Origin of the sequence: uncultured Methanobrevibacter sp. (assembly GCF_902788255.1) — an archaeon.
Classification (GTDB): Archaea; Methanobacteriota; Methanobacteria; order Methanobacteriales; family Methanobacteriaceae; genus Methanocatella.
This window is the reverse complement of record NZ_CADAJR010000037.1, coordinates 1-21,548: the sequence shown is the minus strand read 5'-3', so window position 1 is coordinate 21,548 and position 21,548 is coordinate 1. Positions and strand designations below refer to the sequence as shown.

Genomic DNA, 21,548 nt, shown 5'->3' with positions numbered 1-21,548 from the left:
TTTTTTTGATGGTGATTGGTATTGTTCTGTTTATGATGTGGGTGATGTTGATCCTGTTGATCATTATTTGAATGTTGGTTATGCTTGTGGTTTTAATCCCGGTCCTGATTTCAGCACTTTTCAGTATTATGAGTGTAATGATGATATTAAAAAGAGGCATATGAATCCTTTACTTCATTATGAATTGCATGGACGAAATGAGAATAGGATTTATAAGCTTGATAAGGAGAAATATATTAAATTTTACAATGCAATTTCTAATTCTCCTTTTTTTGATGGTGATTGGTATTGTTCTGTTTATGATGTGGGTGATGTTGACCCTATTAATCATTATCTAAATATAGGTTATGCTCGTGGATTTAATCCTGGTCCTGATTTCAGCACAAATGATTATTATGATGCCAATCCAGACGTTAAGGAGTACGGCATGAATGCACTTGTTCACTATGAGCTGTATGGAAGGGATGAAGGAAGAGATATGAAAAAATAGTGATTGTGATTAAGTAATGATTTATATGATAAATGTTTCAAAAAATGTCGACTCAGTTAAATGACATTTATCAAAGTCTATATAAAACTGTAATCCAAAAAAGGGGAAATTGTTGTGTCAGACTGATTAATCTCAAACTCTGGTGAGATGATGTTAAACAAAAAATCAACCATCAAATTAAATAAGGGTTATTAATCCTTATTTACATAATTATTATCATGCCTAAAATATCAGTTATATTACCCGTCTACAACTCGGAAAAATATATTAAAAAATCAGTTGAAAGCGTGTTGAACCAGACATTCACCGATTTTGAACTCATCATTGTAAATGACGGCTCAACTGACGATACGATAAATATATTGAACTCTTTTTCAGATTCAAGAATAAAGATAATCAACCAAACCAACCAGGGTCCGGGGGCAGCCAGAAACAATGCCCTTGATGTTGCAATAGGGGAATACATAATGTTTCTTGACTCCGATGACTGGTATTCAGATGACTGTCTTGAAACAGCCTACCGTGAAATCACCACATACGATGCCGACATGACATTTTTCCAGATGATCAACTACAACAACGGTGAGGTCTATGAGAATGACTGGTTTGAGCTGAAAACATTCGATGAATCATTTGAAAACAGGTTTTTCTCACCTGCAGAGACTCCGGGATCAATATTCGACCTATCTGTTGGGGTATGTCAGAAGATTTACCGTCATGAATTCCTAAAAAGGATTGATGCCAGGTTTCCGGAAGGCATATTCTTTGAGGACATGCCGTTTTTCTATTATGTCTATCTGAAGGCGGATAAGATTTCAATAATTAAAAAACACCTGTATTACCGAAGAAAGCATGACGAGTCAATCACCCATGTGGTTGATGAGAAGTTCCTTGACACGGTCGAGGCGGGTCAGGTATTGATGCGTATCTTTATAGAAAATGGTTGGTATGATGTATATAAGTATGACCTACTTGCCTACAAAATCAATGGCCCACGCTATGCTTTAAGGGACCTTCCATTAAAATGCAAAGATAAAATGTTTGAGTTAATTAAAAAGGACTATGAAGAAATTAAAAGGGGTCCGTATTATGGTGACTTTTTGGATGAACTTGGACCTGTAAAAAAGAAGTTCTTTTTGGATGTTTTAGAATCCAAAAATTATGGGGAATTTGAAATAAAATCAAAAAGTTAAGTTTTCAATTCTATAAAATTCCTTTTTTTGAAAGCAGCTGGCGAGGATTGTCAACGATGGCTTTCATGGCCTCATCATGTGTTAGTCCCGCACCCAATGCGATTTCATATGACTTTTCAAATGTAATCAGGTTGTCCGGTGAGTGGGTGTCGGTATTTACCAAAAGATTGTTTCCGACTTCACGTGCGATGTTTGCAACGTGCCCGTTTCCAAGGCAGTGTCCCTTACGTGCGGAAATTTCAAGGTAGATGTCGTTTTTCTTAGCAATTTCAGCTTCCTCTTTTGTTATGAGACCCGGATGACCCAATATGTCAACATGTTTGGATTCGACAGCCGCACGGTTTGTGCCTGGTGTTACCGGTTCGTTTAGGGTTTCACCGTGAACGACAACAATCTTTGCGCCCAATTCCTTTGCCCTTTCAGCGATTCCGTCAATTGATTCGCATGGCGCATGGGTTACTTCAGCTCCCAAAACGACTGTGATGTCCCAGTTTGCATTTATATCATCGATTGCATCCTGGATTGCTGGAATTGTCTCTACGTTTGACCAGTCGACATGGTCTGTAATCGCTATTGCTTCATGGTTTAGTTTCAATGCTCTTCTTGCAAGTTCGGAGGGTAATAATTCTCCGTCACTGAAGAGACTGTGCATATGTAAATCGATTCTTTTTGCCATATAATAATTTATATAATAGCTAGAATATATATTTATATAACTTTAAAAATTTAGAGGTATTTAAAATGAAAGCAAAAGCAGTAAAAATGGCAGACGGTGTCTACTGGGTGGGTGTTATCCACTGGCACAGCAGAACCTTCCACGGTTATGGAATCCCTGGTACCACCTACAATGCATATCTGGTATTCGGTGATGAAAAGACCGTATTGATTGATAACGTTTATCGTGGAATGTTTGAACAGTTCGACGCAAGGGTAAAGGATGCATTTGCTCAGGAAGGTAAAGAGTTCAAGATTGATGTGTTTGTACAAAACCACTCTGAAATGGACCATTCCACATTCCTTAGACAAACCATCGAGCAGTACAATCCAGATGCTGAAATCTACGCTTCAGCAAACTGTATCAAATTCCTTGATGCACAGTATCACAATTTCTCAGACCTTGACATCAAGGCCGTTGCAACAGGCGATGAGCTTGACATAGGAGGAAGGACCCTTAAATTCATCTCAGCACCTATGCTTCACTGGCCGGACAGCATGTTCACATTGCTTGCTGAAGAGGGAATTCTGTTCTCAAACGACGCATTCGGTCAGCACGTAGCACGCTCCAAAAGGTTTGACGATGACTATGATACAGAATACCTTTTAAGGGAAGCTCAAAAGTACTATGCAAATCTCGTTACCTTAGGTTCCCCTATGCTTCGTATGAAACTTCAGGAACTTACCGACACAGGTTTAATCAACGACATTAAGATGATTGCACCATGTCACGGTCAGATTTGGAAAAACCCTGCTCCAATCGTTGAGAAATACTCCGAATGGGGATCTGGTGTATGCAAGGACAAAATCACTGTAATCTATGATACAATGCACCACTCAACCGAACAGCTGGCTTATCAAATCGCTGAAGGTATCATGAGTGAGGGCGTTGAGGTCGCAATGTATTTTATGCAGGAGGACGGACCTGACGATGTGATTACTGATATTTTAGATTCAAAAGCTATCGCACTTGGTGCTCCTACAATGATGAACAAGCCATTCCCAAGAATCGGTAACATGATGTACTGGCTTGACTGTGTCAACTTCAAGGGAACAGGCAGCGAGAAAAACGCTTTGATTTTCTCATCCAAAGGATGGGGTGGAGGAGCCGTTGCAAAACTCCAGAATGATTTGGAAGCTGCAGGTTTTAATGTAACCGACACTTTGGATGTATTGTTCGTGCCTGATGAGGATGTTTTGGCTGAAGCGTTTGAGAAAGGTGCGGAACTGGCAAGGTCAATTAAAGAATAATTTTTCTTATTCTTTATTTTTTTTATATTATTATTGTTGCAAGTCGCAACATTTAAATACTAAATTATTTAAAATAAAATCAAGGAGTTAATATTATGTCAAGTTTAGTAATTTACTTTTCAAGATCTGGGGAAAACTACTTCGGCGGAGAGCTTAAAAACATCGAAAAGGGAAACACCGAGGTAATTGCCGAATACATTCAGGAAATTGATGATGCGGACCTCTTCAAGGTCGAAACCGTAATCGATTATCCTGCAGACTACATGGAGTGCATTGATGTTGCCAAAAAGGAGCAGCAGGTAGCAGCAAGGCCAAAGATTAAGGAAACCTTGGACAATATCGATGCATACGACACAATATACATCGGTTTTCCAAACTGGTGGGGCACACTTCCGATGGCAATGTTTACACAGCTTGAGCAGTTGGATTTCACCGGAAAAATCGTCAAGCCTTTTGTAACACATGAGGGGTCAGGTTTTGGTTCTGCACTTCGCGATATCAACAAGCTATGCAATGGCGCTGAGATAAAGAGTGGCCTTTCAATTCCTGGAGCCAATGTGGGCAGTGCAAAGGACAAGGTCAGAGCATGGATTGATGAGTAGAACTAATTTTCAATATATTTTATTTTTTTTTCATGTCAAAAATTTTAATTAATCCAAAAACATAATATTAATCATGTCAAACTCAGTTTTTGTTCCAGGCCACATTACAGGTTTTTTCACAATCGAAGACCATGACATATCCCTTAAAAAGGGATCATGCGGTGCTGGATTTTTACTTTCAAAGGGTGTCGAAACCACGATTTCCGAAGCTGATGAGTTGACCGTTGATGTCAATCAGGGCGATTCAACCGTTATTGACGAGGTCATCAAAATCATGGAAATTGGTACTGATTTTAAAGTCACTCAGGACATTCAGCTTCCAATAGGTGCCGGTTTTGGAACTTCTGCCGCTTCAGCGTTAAGTTTAACTTTGGCTTTAAACGAATTTTTAAACTTGGGTTACTCCAGGGATTTGTGTGGTCAGATTGCACATATGGCTGAGGTCAACCTCGGCGGGGGTCTGGGTGATGTCATTGCACAGACCGGAAAGGGAATGGTTTTAAGAACACAGCCGGGAGCACCTGGAATTGGAGAGATCAAATCCTTTGAACATGATGTTTATATTGCTTGGAAGACATTTGGAGGAATTGAAACCTCTTCAATAATTTCCAATCCACATCACAAGCAGGCGATAATCGATACCGGTTTGAAATATCTGGAGTACTTTGAGGAAAAGCCGTCACTTAGGAACTTTTTGGACTTCTCATATAAATTTTCATCCGAGACAAATCTGATGTCAGATGAGGTGAAAAATCTGGTTGATTATTTTAATTCAAGGTCTGATATTTTGGGCAGTTCCATGGCCATGCTTGGAAATACTGCATTTGCATTCGCTCAAAATGAAGAGGCATTCAAAAATCTGGAAGTTGAAAACCTGCATATAGATAAACTCAACAATATTGGGATAGTTTATGATTAAATTAAGTTATGATATCAAAAATTACCGCAAAGATTTGGCCGAATTGATAAAACCTGGCGATACTGTCATAGAACTCGGATGCCACCTTGGAGGAACCACCCGACTGATACATAAGGACGCTAATGTAATTGCCATTGACAATTCACCCGAAGCAATAGGCGAGATGTCATGCATTGAAAATGTTTTGTTCATTTCCGGTGATGTTCGCCTTCACGAAATAATCAGGAAAGTCTATGAGATTGAACAGAAATGTGATGTTCTTGCAATAGATCTGGGTGGAGGATATCATCCTGACACAGTATTTAAGGTATTTTATATCTGGTCATCAACATTCAAACCGACCCATACGGTAATCAGAAATCGTGGAATACTTGAATTTTTCAATTCAGCATTTTCAAGCGGTGAAGATATAAAAAGCGAATCCGGATATCTTGATTCATATCATGATTCAGGCATCCCTCCACTGATAAAGGAGTTTGAACTTTGGACACCATCTCTCAAAAAAGAGTGAACGAACTGTTCGTTATATCAATTTTAATAATACTTCTTTATATATATTGGATTATATATTATAATTATCGATAATTTAACATTGATTTTTTTATATCATGTTTAAATCGGAGGCTTGAAAATGAACCTTAAAAGATTGTCAATAATATTCTTGATATTTTTAACTTTGATGGTATCTATCTCAGTTATATCTGCAGCTGACAGTGAAGTTGCAGCATTAGGGACGTCAAATGATGAAGTAGATAGAAGTGTACTTTCAAATAGCACTCAAGCAGTTGAACAAACACAGAATGTCGTAAATTCAGATGTAAAACAAACCACCAAATCAAACCTTCCGCCAAAAACCAAAACAAAAGTAGAAGCTGATCAGGTTGCAGTAACCTACAAGAAAAAAGGTATTTTTAAAGTAAAAGTCGAAGACAGATATGATGATGAAATTAGTCATGCAAAAATTAAAGTTAAGATTGGAACAGGATCCAAGGCAAAGACTTTCAATGTAAAGACTAATTCATATGGAGTGGCAAAAATCAATACAAAAAGTTTAAAAACAGGGGCTCATAAAGTAGTAATCATATCAAACGATGACCGGTATGATATTTACAAAACTTCCAAAATCTTTGTTGGAAAACAGTATACAAAAACAATAAAATCACCGTCTAAAAAGGCAACCCTTAAAAAAGGTGACTCTATAAGACTCAGGTCTTATTACGATGATGATGACAGGGAAGTTAAGGTTGTTCACAAAAAGGCAAAACATACCAAAATCCTAAAAGCGAAATTCTATCTCAAAAACAAGTACAATGGCAGAACCATTGTAAAAACAGACAGGGTAGATTTTGATGACGGAAGATGGGAGATGCCTGAAGAGGACTACTCATACTACCGATACTCATTGGTTAAAGTAAAAGTATACTACATAGCATATTAATATTGGGAAGTTTTTCCCAGTATTTATATTTTTAAGGGGGAAAAATGAGCTCAGACAATCAAAATTTGGATTCAGACTTTATTAAAAAGGACAAAATCGTACAGCACACCGTAAATGGTATATCTCGTTTTTTAATTCTGTGGGTCATAATGGAAAACGGTCCGATTCATGGATATGGTCTATTAAAACTGTTAAACAAGTTTTTTGAAAACCTCATTGATGTGGGGTCACTTAGAAAATCCTCACCAAGTCGTGTCTATCCAATATTGAAGGATATGGAAAAAAATAATTTGATCAGAGGCGAGGAAGTTGTCCAGGACAACAAGAAAGTGATATACTATGAAATCACCGATGCCGGAAGATTTCTGGTACACTATATCCGTGACAGCTATCAGATAATCAGAAAGACCGGACAGGGTTCACTCTTTGTTGAGTTTTTAAATAGTGGAGAATAGATTTGATTTGGAATTGATTTTGCAAAATCGTTTACTTCTATTTTATTAATTTATTTGTTTTTTTTTAAAATCATCTTTCAAAATTGTTGCCAGAACATATTTGAAAAATTGCATAATCTTTTTAAAGGATACTACTTGACACTATGATAAAAACATTATTTTTTTAAATAACTGTTTAAAATTAATTATTGATTTTTACATGTTAATTAAATTCGACAATTGATTGTTATATTTTTGTACAATTAATATTATATATCATTATAAAGATAATATAAAGTGAGGTTTTAATTATGATAGGTAAAAAAATCCGTTTAGAAAGAATCATTAACAGAAACACTGGAAGAACAGTAATTGCACCTATGGATCATGGTGTGTCAAGCGGCCCTATTCCTGGAATCATCGATATGGATGAGACAGTGGAAAGTATCTCCCAGGGAGGAGCAGATGCAATTTTAATGCACAAAGGTATAGTCAAACAAGGTCACCGTGGATACGGTAAGGATATAGGTTTGATTGTGCACTTATCAGCAAGTACTTCACTTGCACCAGATCCAAATGATAAGGTGACTGTAACATCAGTCGAAAAGGCAATACAGCTTGGAGCAGATGCTGTCTCAGTTCATGTAAACCTTGGATCTGATACAGAAAGTCAGATGCTTCAGGAATTAGGTGAAATCGCTGAAACCTGTGATTACTGGGGAATGCCTCTGCTTGCAATGATGTACCCTCGTGGTCAGAAAGTGGAAAACGAACATGACGTTGAATTTGTAAAACATGCCGCACGTGTAGGTTCAGAGCTTGGTGTGGACATCGTCAAAACAAACTACACCGGAGATCCTGATTCATTCAGGGAAGTTGTTGAAGGGGCAATCGTGCCTGTTGTAATTGCAGGAGGTCCAAAAATCGACACAGATGAGGAACTTTTACATATGGTAAAGGACTCCCTTGAAGTTGGAGGAGCAGGTGTGGCTTTCGGACGTAATCTTTTCCAGGCTGAAAACCCAGGTAAGATTACAAGAGCCATCTCTGAAGTAGTTCACCACGATGCAGAAGTTGATGAAGCAATGAAATTCCTTGAATAGGTGATAAGATGGAAAACAAATTCGCTTGGATATCAACTCCCGATGAGCTTTGGGATGACAAAAAGGAAATGATAACCACAGCACTCGAATCCGGTATAGACCATGTCCTTGACCTGGATGACATTGAAAACATCAGAAAATTGGGAAATGTCAAGATAATTGCAAACAGCGACGATGCAGATATCTATCTTGTTGGAATTAATGGTGAAGGAGACGGATTTGTGGAGTTGAATGAGGACTTTACAGACTCAGTTGATATCGCAAATGCAAAAAAGGCTAAAAGCGAAGGAAAAAAAGTATGTGCATATATAGTAATAACAGACAAGGCACACGAACAGCTGGCGGTAAAGTTAGGTTCAATTGTGGACTATATCATTCTTGTTGGAACCGACTGGACAATTATTCCGCTCGAAAACATCATCGCTGACCTGCAGAAGGTTGATGTTGAAATCATAGCTGCGGTACGTGACCTTGACGGTGCACGTGTTGCCCTTGAAACCCTTGAGCACGGAACCGACGGTGTAATATTTGAGGCAAACGATTTCAACAACATCAAAAGGATTGCACAGGAGGTTGTTGAAGCTTCACAAACCAAATATGAGCTTAAGGTTGCAACAGTAACAAACGTAAGGCCTTTGGGTTCAGGTGACAGGGTATGTGTGGACACTACTGACATGATGAAGCCTGGTGAAGGAATGCTCATAGGTTCATATTCAAAATCCATGTTTCTGGTACACTCAGAATCCCTTGAAAGCGAATATGTTGCATCACGTCCGTTCCGTGTTAATGCCGGACCTGTACAGGCATATGTGATGGTGCCTGGAAACAAGACAAGATACCTATCAGAACTTGTTGCCGGAGATGAAGTGTTGATTGTCGACACTGAAGGCAACTCCAGAACAGCCTATGTCGGAAGAAGTAAAATTGAGAGAAGACCACTGATATTGATTGAGGCCGAATATGAAGGTCAAATAATCAGAACACTTCTTCAGAATGCAGAAACAATCAGAATTGTTGATGAAAACAACGACCCTCTATCAGTGGCGGACGTTAAACCTGGAGACAAGGTAAAGGTTTACATAGAATCAAATGCGCGCCACTTCGGTATTGCAATTGATGAAACTATAATAGAACAATAGGTGTTTAAATGTCACAGATCAGAGCTTTTCTTGCTATAGACCTGGATGAGGACTTAAAGCCAAAGATATATAAACTCATCAAGGAATTCAAACAGATTGATGCCAAAATAAAGTATGTCGAACTGGAAAACCTTCATCTGACCCTGAAATTTTTCGGTGAAATAGACACTGAAGGTTTAGGCCTAATCGAAAAGGCAATAGCCAATGTTTTATCCGAATTCGAACCTTTCACTGTTAAGATTGCAGGTTGCGGAGCGTTTCCAAATGCCAACCGCATAAAGGTCATATGGGTTGGAATCGAAAACGATGAAATCATAAGGGACCTTCACGACAGGCTCGATAAGGAATTTGTCCGTCTTGGCTTTGATAAGGATAAAAGATTTTCAACACACTTGACCATTGGGCGCATGAAGTCCGCCAAAAACAAGAATCAGGTCAAATCAACAATTGAAGAGCACTCTGAAATTGACATTGGAGAGATGGAAGTCGGTGAAATCAGACTCAAAAAGTCCACCCTTACACCGGCAGGACCTATATATGAGGATATAACAGTATTTGAATTGTGATTATATGGATTATGAGGTTATACTAAAGGATATCAAACCTACAGCTGATGAAAAACATCATATTGATGATGTTTCATCACGGATAATGAATTTCCTGCAGGATGCATGTGATAAGAGAAACCTCAATGTAAAGGTTTCACTGGTGGGTTCGGTTGCCAAAAACACAGCCCTTAAGGGAAAATCAGACATTGATATATTTATGGCCTTTCCATTGGATACGGATAAGCAATTCCTGAAGAAAGTTGGATTGGAACTTGCCCATGAATGCTGTGATGAGTTTGATGTTGATGCGGAACACCATTATGCCTCACACCCCTATGTTACAACCCACATTGAAGGATGTGAAGTGGATATTGTCCCATGCTATGCAATTGAGGACGGAAGCCAGCTGAAATCGGCTGTCGACAGGACAATACTCCATACCCGTTACGTAAAAAGTAACCTGACTTCCGGCCAGGAGGATGAGGTTTTACTTTTAAAGCGCTTCATGGCAATGACCGGAACATACGGATCTGAGTTCAAGGTTGGAGGATTTGCTGGATACCTATGTGAACTGCTGATCATCCACTACGGGGACTTTGAAAGCACCCTTAAATCAGCAGTCAACTGGAGATACGGCCATGCCATAGATCTGGAAGGCTACAATACTGCCGGAAACTTTAAAGATCCCCTTGTTGTCATTGACCCGACAGATAAAAACAGAAATGTCGCAGCGGCATTGAGGCTCAACAAGCTGGCGGAATTCATCCAGTCCGCACGCAATTTCATATTCTCAGACAATAAAACGGATTATTTTTACCCATTGAATAAGAATTTAAACAAGCAAAACATTCTGGATGAACTGTCCAAAAGGGGCAGCGAGTTTATTGCAATACGCTTTGACATTCCGGACATTCCCCTGGACACCCTTCACCCTCAGCTCAAAAAGACATGTGAAGCCCTTGAAAGCAAGCTGAACGCAGAGGAGTTCAATGTATTCAAGGCTGACTACTGGAGCGATGAGATAATAAACTGTGTTATTCTGCTTGAGATGGCATCATCAAGGCTTAACAATGTCAGGGTCAACAAGGGTCCAAAGGTTTTCATAACAAGGGCGTGTGAGAATTTCGCTGCAAAATACGGTCGTGAAAACTGCTATGTTGAAGGGGACTTTCTTGTCCATCTTCAAGAAAGGGAGTTCAGCGATGCTGAAACCCTCATCAGATATATTTTCACCGATGAGCATATCGGACTGATTAAGGTTGGAAAAAACCTAAAAACTAACATAATTAAAACATTTGAATTCATTGACATTGAGGATGTCAATCCGGATTTCCTAGATAATTTTATTAATCCCGGACAATATATTGTAAGGTAGTTCTTACAATCTTTTTTTTTAAGTGATAACATGTGTGAAAAGACATTATATGATTTTGAAAATCAAAGCCTATCAGATTATAAGCCAATTGAAAAACAGACATTAAGAAAGGCTTCCGAGTTAAATGACAAGTTAATCGACTTAAAGACCCTTCTTGAGGACATATCATATGACTGGGGAGATTTTATAGACTTTCTCGAAAGCGAGAGAATCTCAAAATACTGTGAGTTCAAGGGTCAGGAAACAATCGATTTTGATGAGGAGCTACTTAATGCAATTGTTAAAACCCTTAGACAATCTCTTATAAATACCAACAAGGCCATTGATTATAATTCTAAAAAAATTAAAATAAATCGTGTGATTGATGGATAATTTCATAGAAAGTTTTATAATGTTCAATGTAAATAATATTAATCATGTCAGAGATAAAAAAACTCACGGCTGATGTCAATGTCGATGAATACTATGAAAATTATGTGGACTTCGAGAAGTTCTCAAAACTTTGCATAGCCGAACAGGAGGAGCTAGGGTATAACTGGAGCTATCCTCCATTTGATTTTGATGTTGATGAGTTATGGAAATCTTACAATAAACTTAAGCTGATTGCCTTTAAAATTGAATTTTCCGAAGAGGAACAGGCAAACACATTCACTGACGCTGAGCTTGAATATGTCCTGAAGAGATTTGAAAAGTTTAAGGTAAGACTGATGAATGACATTTACGTTTTGGAAAATGAAAATTCCCAGGGACTCTTTTTGGGCAAATGCAATCTGTGCATGAGATGCACAAGGGAATTTGGAATGATGTGTAAGATGCCATTCAAGATGAGATATCCTCTTGAAGCACTTGGTGCAGACGTTGACAGGACAGTTGAAGACATTTTCGATTATAAAATCCAGTATGCAAAGGATGGAAAATTACCTCCATACCTGATATTTGTAGGCGGATTGTTATACGATAAAAAGTAGGTGATAAAATGAAAGTAAGTATAATTGGTGGAACAGGACCACAAGGTCTTGGAATTGCAGAAAGATTAGCAATTGCAGGTGTAGATGTAATTGTAGGATCTAGAAAAGAAGAAAAAGCACTGGACGTAGTAGAACAAGCTAAAAAAGATTTAGCCGATTATGACTTATCCAACATGTGTGGTATGGCTAACGAGGATGCTGCCCGTGAAGGTGATGTGTTAATCATCACAGTACCATTGGCCGCTCAAAAACCAACCGTTGAAGGTATCAAAGAGTTCTGTAAAGACAAGATAGTCATGGATGCTACTGTGCCTCTTGAAACCGCAATCGGTGGAAAACCATTCCGTTTCATTGATCTCATGGAAGGATCAGCTGCTGAAAGAACCGCTAAAATCCTTGAAGGAACTGGTGCAAAAGTAATCTGTGCATTCTGTAACATTTCAAACTCACACCTTGCAAACATTCCAGAAGAAATTGACTGTGACTGTTTAATTGCAGGAGACGACAAGGAAGCAAAAGAAACCGCAGCAGAAATAATTGACAAAATCCCTGGTGTCAAAACAATCGATACAGGTATTTTGGAAAAGGCAAGAATCATCGAAAAAATCACTCCATTATTAATCGGATTAAACATAAAATACAAATCCCATTATGGTGGATTAAGAATTACAGGTATTCCTGCATTAGATAAAGACTAGATTAACATGGATTCATTTAAGCAAATTATTGGTAAAAACATCAATGAAGTTGACTTAGATGAATCACCCGATTTTTTTATAGCCGCATTGGAGTATGACACCAAGCTCTGCGGCAAAAGATACCCATCATCAAAGTTCAAGATTGCAGATCTGGACTATTTCAACATGATTAGCTTTTCCGAACTGTTCAGAAAGGATAAGATAGTAATCATATGGTACCATGATGACATCATCACCGATTTGGAGTTTTATCATTTGGAAAATGACTTTGACGTTCTTTTCAGTGACTATTATATCATAAAAAAGGCAATTGACAATGGCCTTGCTCATGAACTGACTGAAGGGGACACCAAGTATCTGGGAGCTTCAAGGCTGTCCGAGAAGGTTTCTCAGCCCAACAGTGAACGGCTGGCAAACAAGAGGGAGTTTGTCCTAAAAAAGAAGTATCTTCAGAAAATCATCAATGAAATCAGTATGACATGTTTCTGAATACTGTTCTGGTTTGATTATGACTTTTTTCTGGTCGGAATAGAATGATTTTTTCTGTAATATGTTTTATATGAACTTATTTTAATTTGAATTTATTTTATTAAATATAAATATAATATGAAAATATATAAAGTTGAAAAGATATTTTTTGTAATGTTTAAATTTTTTTATAAAATTTCTTCCAAAAAAATTTGTGAAAAATTTTATACATTATTTTCACTTCACCCGAAAGTGTAACAAATTTTTTATCAATTTATTTGTTATCTGAATAATTTTTAAAAATTTGGATTAAAGGTTTTTCATTGATAAATTGAATATTGTTTAATTAAAAATAATGAATGTATTATACTTTTTTAATTAAATTTATATACAATAATTACATAACTATAAAATACAATAATAATATAATCAATTATTATTGTTATTAAATTATTAGATAATAATGGTTTAATAATGAACAATATTTTATAAAAATCAAAATATTGTTGTAATTTAAATAATATATTTGAGATTTATTGAGTTAAATCAAATTTTATATTAAATCCGATTCATGTTAATATTATTTAACTGGTGTTACTGGTATTCTTTGGCCTAGTCTTTTAGGATGTATATGATTGATTATGTCAGTCATATCTCGTTTTAATTGGGCATGCTGATGGTCAATTATATTATATATGGCAGATTTATAAAATAACTGAAATAAATTTAATCTATATTATTAAATTCGTGATTTAATTAGTTTATAGTGATTTGACTCTCTTTTGAGGGAAAAGATGAAAATTAATAAACTAATGGAGATTGTATTAATAGTTGCTATTATAATGGCGTTTATGAATGCTGTTGCTGCTGCAGACTCTATGGATGGTTCTGCGGTTGGAACAGATGAAGGAAATAATGTGGTTGAAAACGATTTGTCAAGTTCTCTTCAAGCTTCATCAGACAGTGATGTACTTGGTGCCAACACATGGTATGTTAAGGCCGGGGCCACTGGAGGAGATGGATCAGAAGCAAGTCCTTATGGTGATTTGTACTCCGCATATTCCAAATTTAAAGCAGGGGATACAATTTATGTCATGGATGGAACTTATAAAGGTACTAGAAATATAGGTTTACAGATGACAAAAAGCAATGTTACCATAATGCTTATGATAATTCAAATCCTATTTTTGATGCAGAACAAAAAAATCAAATATTCTATTTGAAAAGTAATAATGCTATGATTAAAGGTTTAACTTTTATTAATGGTTATTATACATGGGGTTCTGCTTTAGATTTGGATGGTGACAATATAAGAATTGATTCATGTACTTTTAAAGATAATATTGCTCAAGATGAAGAAGGGACTACTGGTCAAGGAACTATTTATATAGACCCTCATAATAATATTGTGATTAATAATTGTATATTTGAAGATAACTATGCACGTGCAATGGGTGGCGCAATTTATAATAATGCTCCCGATGCATTAATTACAAATTGTACTTTTGATAATAACTTTGCTTCAAATGGAGGATCAATTACCACACGTAAAAATGCAAATATCACTAATAATAAATTCAAATCCGGTTTTGGAGCATTAGGTGGAGAAATTTTATGTTTTGGCAGCTATGGAAATATTATAAACAACAATTCTTTTGAATATAGTAATGCTAGATATGGTGGAGCCATAATGGTTTATAGTAATAGTGGCAACAACACTATTTCAAATAATGATTTTTATTGTACCTATGCAAGAGGTTATACTGATAGTGATGGTGGAGCTGTTTATTTACAAGGTCCAAACAATATTTTAGTAAATAATTCATTTGACCGTACTTATGCTATGAGAAATGGTGGTTCAATTTTTGGTACAAAAGGTGCCTTTAACACTACTGTAGATAATTGTACTTTTAAGAATAATAATGCATACGGTATTCCAGATGATAATGTTCCTGGTTTTGGAGGGGCCATTTATTTAGAAAGTGAAAAAAATAAGTTTATAAATTCTAAATTTGAAAATAATGTCGCTCCAGATAATGGTGGTGCAATTTTTATTAGAAATAATGATAATTTAATTGAAAATTGTACTTTTAATAAAAATGCTGCTGGTAGAGGTGGTGCAATTTACATTGAAAAAACCATTTCAGGCCAGAACATTTCAAACACTACCATAAATAATTGTACTTTTAATAATAATGGTAGAGTTAGTGAACAGGACGGCGAACCTAACTTAGGAACAAAGGGTGGAGCAATCTACTCCTGGGGTGTTGACACTCATGTAACCAACTCCAAATTCAACAATAACGTTGCAATGACTGGAGGAGCAATATTATATGAAAGAGGTCACAACTATCTTGAAAACAACACTTTCACAGGCAATAAGGCTTTAAGATATGGTGGAGGAGCTATATCAAGTACCCGTTTCGGAGATACAATAAACAACTGTACATTCACTGACAATTTTGCTTTGGGATATGGTGGAGCTGTAAGTGCGGACTATCCAACAATTACAAACTCCAAATTCATAAGAAATGAAGCAAACCACGGTGGAGCAATATGTACAATAACCGCCAATGTATCCAATTCAGAGTTTTATGACAATGTAGCATATGATCACTGGACCATATTGGCCGCAACAAAATTGATAAGTTCCAATAATGTTCATCCAAATCAGGTTGCACTTTCAATGAATCATACCACATATCTGGAAATGGATTATGATGTTGATAATGAAATCGCCATCATGCCGGGTTATTACGCATACTGTATGGAAGAGTATGCAGATTATCCACAATATGGGGTTTTATGGGAAAACCTAAGATTTGCTCAAAATTCAATATCCGAAGAGGGTGTTGGTGAGTATCTTAAAATATTGATTTATAAATATTGGGACGATGAAACCCATCATTCAAATCTTCAAAAATTAGTTAACGCATTTACTGACCGTAAGTTTAGTGAAAATGATGATCCTATTGTTCAGGAGATAATTTCATTATATGACTCAGGTTATAGGGTTCCGACAAATAATGCCTTAAGATTCTATGAAAATGGAACTGTGGCAGTATTTAACTTTAGAGAAATCATTACACCTTCCGCAACACAGAACGTGTTTGCATTCAACATTACATATAATCCTAATTTAACTGTTGAAAAAGAGATAATTACCAAAGACATTTATCTAAACAGTGATGTGGACTTCAATATCACAGTTACCAACACCGGAGAATGTAACTTGACCAATCTTTGGATTAATGATACTGATTTCAGTGACTGTTTAGTCTACAAGTCATTCAAGTCCTCATTTAATTGGACTTATGACACTGAATCCAAATTATGGATATTGAATGATACTCTGGTTCCAAAAGAATCAGCATATATTATCCTGACATTCAAGGTTACAAAAGCAGGTAACATGACCAATAATGTAACTTCAGGTTTGGCAAATATTACATTTGATAATGATACTGTGAACTTTAGAGTTTACGCTCCGAACATGACTGTTGAAAAGATTTCAAACAACAAAAATGTCAAGGTCGGTGAAATGGCAAGTTTCACTATCATAGTTAAAAATACAGGCGACTGCAACCTGACTGGTGTTTATGTTATTGACAACGGTGCTGAAGGCTTGAACTATGATCATTTCGTGGATGAATCCGGCAAATGGTCATTTGACGGCAAGAATAAATGGACCTATGGAGATGTTTTGGGAATAAGTCAGGCTTCAAACTTTACAGTTTTCTTTAAGGCATTAAGTGAAGGTTTTAAGGTCAACACTGCTGTTGCAGGAAACAACCTTACCAATGATACAGTAAACAGTATCAATACAACTAATGTAACTGTTGAACATAATAATAAAACTGTTCCTGAAAATGAGACTCCTGAAAAACCTGTTAATGAGACTCCTAAAAACAGTACTCAACCACAAAAAGAAGTTAAAACCGCTGTAGAAAATGCAACAGGTAATCCATTAATAGCATTGCTTGCAGTTCTCTTATTGGCCGGTGTGACTTCTTTGAGAAAATTTAAAAAATAATCAATGGAGATTTTTCTCCTAATATTTTTCTTTTTTTAATTAACATATTGAATAAATATATAATCGTTGTTGTTTTTGTGTGTTTAAATTGATATGTCAGTTATATGGGCGCAGTAGTGAAAATTTTTATTTATTCATTTTTTAAAGAGTTTCATGCAATTGTTTATTAAAATGTTCATTACTTAATTTGATTAAGTGATGTTAAAATTTAAATGGTTGATACAAAGATACTAATGTAAAAGAAATTGTGCTTTTATCACACGTGTTATATGTGGTAATTCATAGTTCTTTTATGATTTAATTAAATATTTAATTAAATTGGTATGGTAAATTTGATTTATCATATGGGTAAGTAAAAAATTGTATTCCAATGGAGGAGATAATATCAAAAAAATAATAAAACCTGTTTTATTAATTTTGATATTGTTCTTGTTCGTATCTTTGGTGGGGGTAGTTAGTGCATCACAAGATCCGGCAATGAATGATACAACATTGATGAAAACATCAAATGAAATATCGAGTTCGCTGTCGAGTGACGGTGGTGTGGACAAATTAGGTGTAACTGAGGATGAAGAAATCCTAAAAGCGGACTGGGTGGTTTCCGGAAATACATTTACGGATATTCAGACCGCAATAAATAATGCTAGTAATGGTGATACTATCTATTTGGGTGGTAAAACATTTACTGCATCTGGTTCCACAATTAATGTAAATAAAAATGTTATTATTTGCGGTGGAACTAGTGCTAATCCGGATAGTGTTTCAACATTGACTGGAAATGGAAATAATAATGTTATGTTCACTTTAAGTGCTTCAGGAATTATTTTGAAGAATATTAATTTCATTAATTCTAATGGTGATTCAGCTGTTGGTGCAATAAGTATCCAGGCAAGTGACTGTACAATATCTGATTGTTCCTTTGATTATTGTAAAGCTCAAAATGGAGGAGCCATATATGGGTCTTCCTCAGCATCAAATACCAAAATTGATAATTGTAATTTTACAAACAATGAAGGAAAATGGTATGGTAATGGTGGAGCTATTTATTTGGAAGGAACAAGTTGTGAAATAAGAAATTCAATTTTTGAAAGTAATTCTGCGGGACACTATGGAGCTATTTACAGTAAAGGTTCTACTACTGTTGAAAATTGTAAATTTAATAGTAATAGTGCGCAGGACAATACAAATGGAGCTATTTACAGTTTAGGTGTAACTAATGTAAACAATTGTAATTTCACTCAAAATAATGGAGGAATCATTTACAGTGGTTCTAATAGTGAAATAAAAAATTGTAATTTTGAATCTAATACTGCTCAAGGTAATCCTGTAACTGTAACTAGTCTTGGTACAACTACTGTTGATAACTGTAATTTCACAAATAATCAAGCTGGAGGTATTTACAGTATTGGAAATGCAGAAATATCTAACAGTAATTTCCATAATTTAAATGGGGGCAGTTACAATAAACATAATTTTGGAGCCATTTATTGTGAAGGTTCTACTAATGTAGATAACTGTGATTTTGAAAACAATCAAGTTCCATATAATGATGGTTATGGTGGTGTTTACAGTAATGGTGAAACTACAGTATCTAATTCCAATTTCACTTCAAATGGGGGAGGAGCTATTTTTAGTACTTCCAATGCTGAATTAATTAATTGTAACATTGAAAATCATGAAACAGGTCATGCAGCTGTTATAATTTTAGGTTCCGCAACTGTAAGAAGTTCTAACTTTACTAACAATAAAGGAAGTGATAGTAATGGTGGAGCTTTAAGTGTTAATGGAGTAAATTCTCTTATAGATGGTTGTAACTTTATTGCTAATGAAGTTACTAAAAACTATCTATCAGGTGGTGCTATTGCAATTGTCGGTTCCGGTTCAACAATTTCAAACAGTAATTTTGAAAGAAACAAAGCTGGACAAGGTGGTGCTATAGAAATTGCCACCGCAGGAATTAACATTGATAACTGTAATTTCACTGAAAATGAAGCTACAAATGGTGGTGCAATTGAGGTTTACAATGATAATGCTACCATATCAAATTCTAATTTCAATGAAAACACTGCTACCAGTCAAGGTGGAGCTATCTACATTGCTGATGACTGTCACAGAGCAGACATGAGCTTCTGTAATTTTACAGACAACACTGCTACTACTGGTAAAGCAATTTACGCTGCAGGTACCGGTAACGGTAAAGTAACAAACTGCAGTCTTGGTGGAGTCAGTGATTTAAGTGTTACTGGAGGATATCCTAAATTAACATTTACTTTACAAACAGACTACACAAATATTGTTGTTGGAAACATTGAGGGAGCATCTGGTGAAGGAGGATCAATAGTCCCATTGCCTAACGAAGAAATCGAAGTGATAATTCGTGACAAAAATGGGGTTCAGGTTGATACCGTCTCTGGTGTAACCGACAGTAAAGGACAAATAACATATGATTACTCACATCTTCCAAAAGATTCCTACACATATACCGCAACTTATCTGGACGGTAAAACAAAAGAGGGTACTTTTGGTATTATAACAGTTGAGGGTGATGGATTTTCAGATATTCAAGCAGCAATCGACAGCGCACAAGCTGGTGACACCATTTTCCTTAAAAATATCACTTATTTAAATGATATACAAGGAAATATGGTTATCAATAAGCCATTGGCAATTGTAGGTGTTGACGGAACAGTCTTGAACGCTGAAGGTCTTTCCGGAATATTTACAGTAGATCATACTAATAATGTGAATTTTGATAACATCAAGTTCATCAATGGTAACAACACTGATTATGGTGGAGCCATTGATATTCAGGGCAGTTCAAATGGTGCAGTTACAAACTGTACATTTGTCAACAACACCGCTAACATTGGTGGTGGTGCTGTAAGAGTTTATAATGATGCTGCCGGATGGGATTTCTACAATTCAACCTTCATTAACAACATGCGTTGAGTATTGGAGGTGATACTGGTAGAGATGTTCCAAATGGTGGAGGAGCTATCTGGTCATGTGTTCAGGAAGTATCCGTATATAATTCTTCCTTTAGAGGAAACAAAGGTTCATTTGGGGGAGCATTAAGAGGTTCATTCAACACATATGATTCAAAGTTTATCGAAAACGTTGCTTTTAACGGTAATGGTGGTGCTATTGACGTAACTATTGATAATATAGTAAGTCCTAGACCAACATTGCGATATGAGAATTCAACTTTCATCAACAATACCGCTATAGGTTCACGTGCTGATATTAGGGCTCAAGGTGGAGCTCTTCACATGTTCAACATCCAACACGTGGATATTGTTGACAGTAAATTTTATAACAACACTGCAGACAGAGGTGGAGCAATCGATTTATACATTATCAACACAGTTAATGTCGATAATTCCATCATTGAAAACAACACTGCTATTTCAGAAGGTGGAGGATTATTCATCAACAGTACTGATACTCCAAGTAGATTTACCAATTCCAATATCTCCAATAATCGTGCAGGAACTGACGGTGGAGCTATTTGTCTTTTTGCAAATGGCGCTTACTTTGAAAATATCACTTCAGTAAACAACACTGCATCAAGAGGAGGTTCATCATTTGTCCGTGGAGCCAATACTCAAATATTAAATTCACGCTTTGACAATAACAGTGCAATTTACAACGGCACTGAGGCATCAGGACTTGGTGGAGCATTGGACCTGTTAGGTGATAACACTTATATTAAAAATATAAATTCTTCCGACAACAACGCTTCTCGTGGTGGATCAACTTTCATCAGAGGAGAAAACACAGTCATTATGGATTCTGAATTTGAAAACAACAATGCTACCGTTTACGGTGGTGGTATTGATGTTTTAGGTGGTAACTGTAATATAACCAATGTTGACGTGTCCAACAACAGGGCAGGTGAAGACGGTGGTGCTATTTACGTTAACGGTGACCGTACAACAATAAGAAACGTTACTTCATTCAACAATACTGCGAAACGTGGTGGTTCCACATTCATTAATGGGGACCATACAACTGTCTATAACTGTACTTTAGACAATAACAACGCTACTATTCGCGGTGGTGGATTGAATATTGCGGGTAATGACCTTATCATTTATGATTTGGAAGTATCCAACAACAGAGCTGCCGAAATGGGTGGTGCTATATATATCAGATCTGATCATCTTGAATTCAGG

Annotated in this window: 20 protein-coding genes and 1 pseudogene; 20 read left to right on the top strand and 1 reads right to left on the bottom strand. The window is 36.3% G+C overall.

Features of this window, described 5'->3' with window-relative positions:
- Positions 1-160: 160 nt before the first annotated feature.
- Positions 161-490 (top strand): hypothetical protein, encoded by a 330-nt coding sequence (locus QZV03_RS10055; RefSeq protein WP_296876424.1) that lies wholly within the window; start codon positions 161-163, stop codon positions 488-490.
- Positions 491-708: 218 nt separating this feature from the next.
- On the top strand, positions 709-1,683 hold the full coding sequence (locus tag QZV03_RS10050) for a glycosyltransferase family A protein (protein WP_296876422.1): 975 nt from the start codon (positions 709-711) through the stop codon (positions 1,681-1,683).
- A gap of 10 nt (positions 1,684-1,693) precedes the next feature.
- Here the strand turns inward: QZV03_RS10050 and QZV03_RS10045 are convergent, their stop codons facing one another.
- Positions 1,694-2,359, bottom strand: a complete 666-nt coding sequence (locus tag QZV03_RS10045) for a histidinol phosphate phosphatase domain-containing protein (RefSeq protein ID WP_296876420.1) — start codon at positions 2,357-2,359, stop codon at positions 1,694-1,696.
- Positions 2,360-2,424: 65 nt separating this feature from the next.
- Here QZV03_RS10045 and QZV03_RS10040 point away from each other — a divergent pair, with 65 nt between their 5' ends.
- The 18 genes and pseudogenes from QZV03_RS10040 to QZV03_RS09955 all read left to right on the top strand — a co-directional run.
- The gene (locus QZV03_RS10040) at positions 2,425-3,648 is read left to right on the top strand and encodes an FprA family A-type flavoprotein (protein WP_296876418.1); all 1,224 of its coding nucleotides are present in this window, start codon (positions 2,425-2,427) and stop codon (positions 3,646-3,648) included.
- A gap of 95 nt (positions 3,649-3,743) precedes the next feature.
- Positions 3,744-4,250: a flavodoxin gene (locus QZV03_RS10035; RefSeq protein WP_296876416.1), complete on the top strand. Its 507-nt coding sequence runs from the start codon at positions 3,744-3,746 to the stop codon at positions 4,248-4,250.
- A gap of 73 nt (positions 4,251-4,323) precedes the next feature.
- Positions 4,324-5,169 (top strand): pantoate kinase, encoded by an 846-nt coding sequence (locus tag QZV03_RS10030; protein ID WP_296876415.1) that lies wholly within the window; start codon positions 4,324-4,326, stop codon positions 5,167-5,169.
- Positions 5,162-5,680, top strand: a complete 519-nt coding sequence (locus tag QZV03_RS10025; protein ID WP_296876413.1) for an SAM-dependent methyltransferase — start codon at positions 5,162-5,164, stop codon at positions 5,678-5,680. Before QZV03_RS10030 ends, QZV03_RS10025 begins: the two co-directional genes overlap by 8 nt.
- A 120-nt stretch (positions 5,681-5,800) precedes the next feature.
- Entirely contained in the window at positions 5,801-6,607 is an 807-nt protein-coding gene (locus tag QZV03_RS10020) for a hypothetical protein (RefSeq protein WP_296876411.1), read from the top strand.
- Positions 6,608-6,651: 44 nt separating this feature from the next.
- Entirely contained in the window at positions 6,652-7,062 is a 411-nt protein-coding gene (locus tag QZV03_RS10015; protein WP_296876409.1) for a PadR family transcriptional regulator, read from the top strand.
- Positions 7,063-7,349: 287 nt separating this feature from the next.
- The gene (locus QZV03_RS10010) at positions 7,350-8,144 is read left to right on the top strand and encodes a 2-amino-3,7-dideoxy-D-threo-hept-6-ulosonate synthase (RefSeq protein ID WP_296876426.1); all 795 of its coding nucleotides are present in this window, start codon (positions 7,350-7,352) and stop codon (positions 8,142-8,144) included.
- 8 nt (positions 8,145-8,152) lie between these two features.
- Complete coding sequence (locus tag QZV03_RS10005) at positions 8,153-9,283, top strand: 3-dehydroquinate synthase II (RefSeq protein WP_296876406.1); 1,131 nt, start codon at positions 8,153-8,155, stop codon at positions 9,281-9,283.
- Between the two features lie 8 nt (positions 9,284-9,291).
- Positions 9,292-9,849, top strand: coding sequence for an RNA 2',3'-cyclic phosphodiesterase (gene thpR, locus QZV03_RS10000; RefSeq protein WP_296876404.1), 558 nt, complete (start codon positions 9,292-9,294; stop codon positions 9,847-9,849).
- A 4-nt stretch (positions 9,850-9,853) separates the two neighbouring features.
- Positions 9,854-11,206: a CCA tRNA nucleotidyltransferase gene (gene cca, locus QZV03_RS09995; RefSeq protein ID WP_296876402.1), complete on the top strand. Its 1,353-nt coding sequence runs from the start codon at positions 9,854-9,856 to the stop codon at positions 11,204-11,206.
- Positions 11,207-11,236: 30 nt separating this feature from the next.
- Positions 11,237-11,578, top strand: a complete 342-nt coding sequence (locus tag QZV03_RS09990) for a hypothetical protein (RefSeq protein WP_296876401.1) — start codon at positions 11,237-11,239, stop codon at positions 11,576-11,578.
- 44 nt (positions 11,579-11,622) lie between these two features.
- Entirely contained in the window at positions 11,623-12,174 is a 552-nt protein-coding gene (locus QZV03_RS09985; RefSeq protein ID WP_296876399.1) for a DUF2284 domain-containing protein, read from the top strand.
- An 8-nt stretch (positions 12,175-12,182) separates the two neighbouring features.
- Positions 12,183-12,872, top strand: a complete 690-nt coding sequence (gene npdG, locus QZV03_RS09980; protein ID WP_296876397.1) for an NADPH-dependent F420 reductase — start codon at positions 12,183-12,185, stop codon at positions 12,870-12,872.
- A 6-nt stretch (positions 12,873-12,878) separates the two neighbouring features.
- The gene (locus tag QZV03_RS09975) at positions 12,879-13,361 is read left to right on the top strand and encodes a hypothetical protein (RefSeq protein ID WP_296876395.1); all 483 of its coding nucleotides are present in this window, start codon (positions 12,879-12,881) and stop codon (positions 13,359-13,361) included.
- A gap of 773 nt (positions 13,362-14,134) precedes the next feature.
- Entirely contained in the window at positions 14,135-14,563 is a 429-nt protein-coding gene (locus QZV03_RS09970; RefSeq protein ID WP_296876393.1) for a hypothetical protein, read from the top strand.
- A gap of 14 nt (positions 14,564-14,577) precedes the next feature.
- Positions 14,578-17,373, top strand: a complete 2,796-nt coding sequence (locus QZV03_RS09965) for a right-handed parallel beta-helix repeat-containing protein (RefSeq protein ID WP_296876391.1) — start codon at positions 14,578-14,580, stop codon at positions 17,371-17,373.
- A 444-nt stretch (positions 17,374-17,817) separates the two neighbouring features.
- Positions 17,818-20,322, top strand: coding sequence for a right-handed parallel beta-helix repeat-containing protein (locus QZV03_RS09960; RefSeq protein ID WP_296876389.1), 2,505 nt, complete (start codon positions 17,818-17,820; stop codon positions 20,320-20,322).
- Positions 20,319-21,548, top strand: a pseudogene (locus QZV03_RS09955) (hypothetical protein); the annotation flags it as partial. The gene QZV03_RS09960 and the pseudogene QZV03_RS09955, both read left to right, overlap by 4 nt.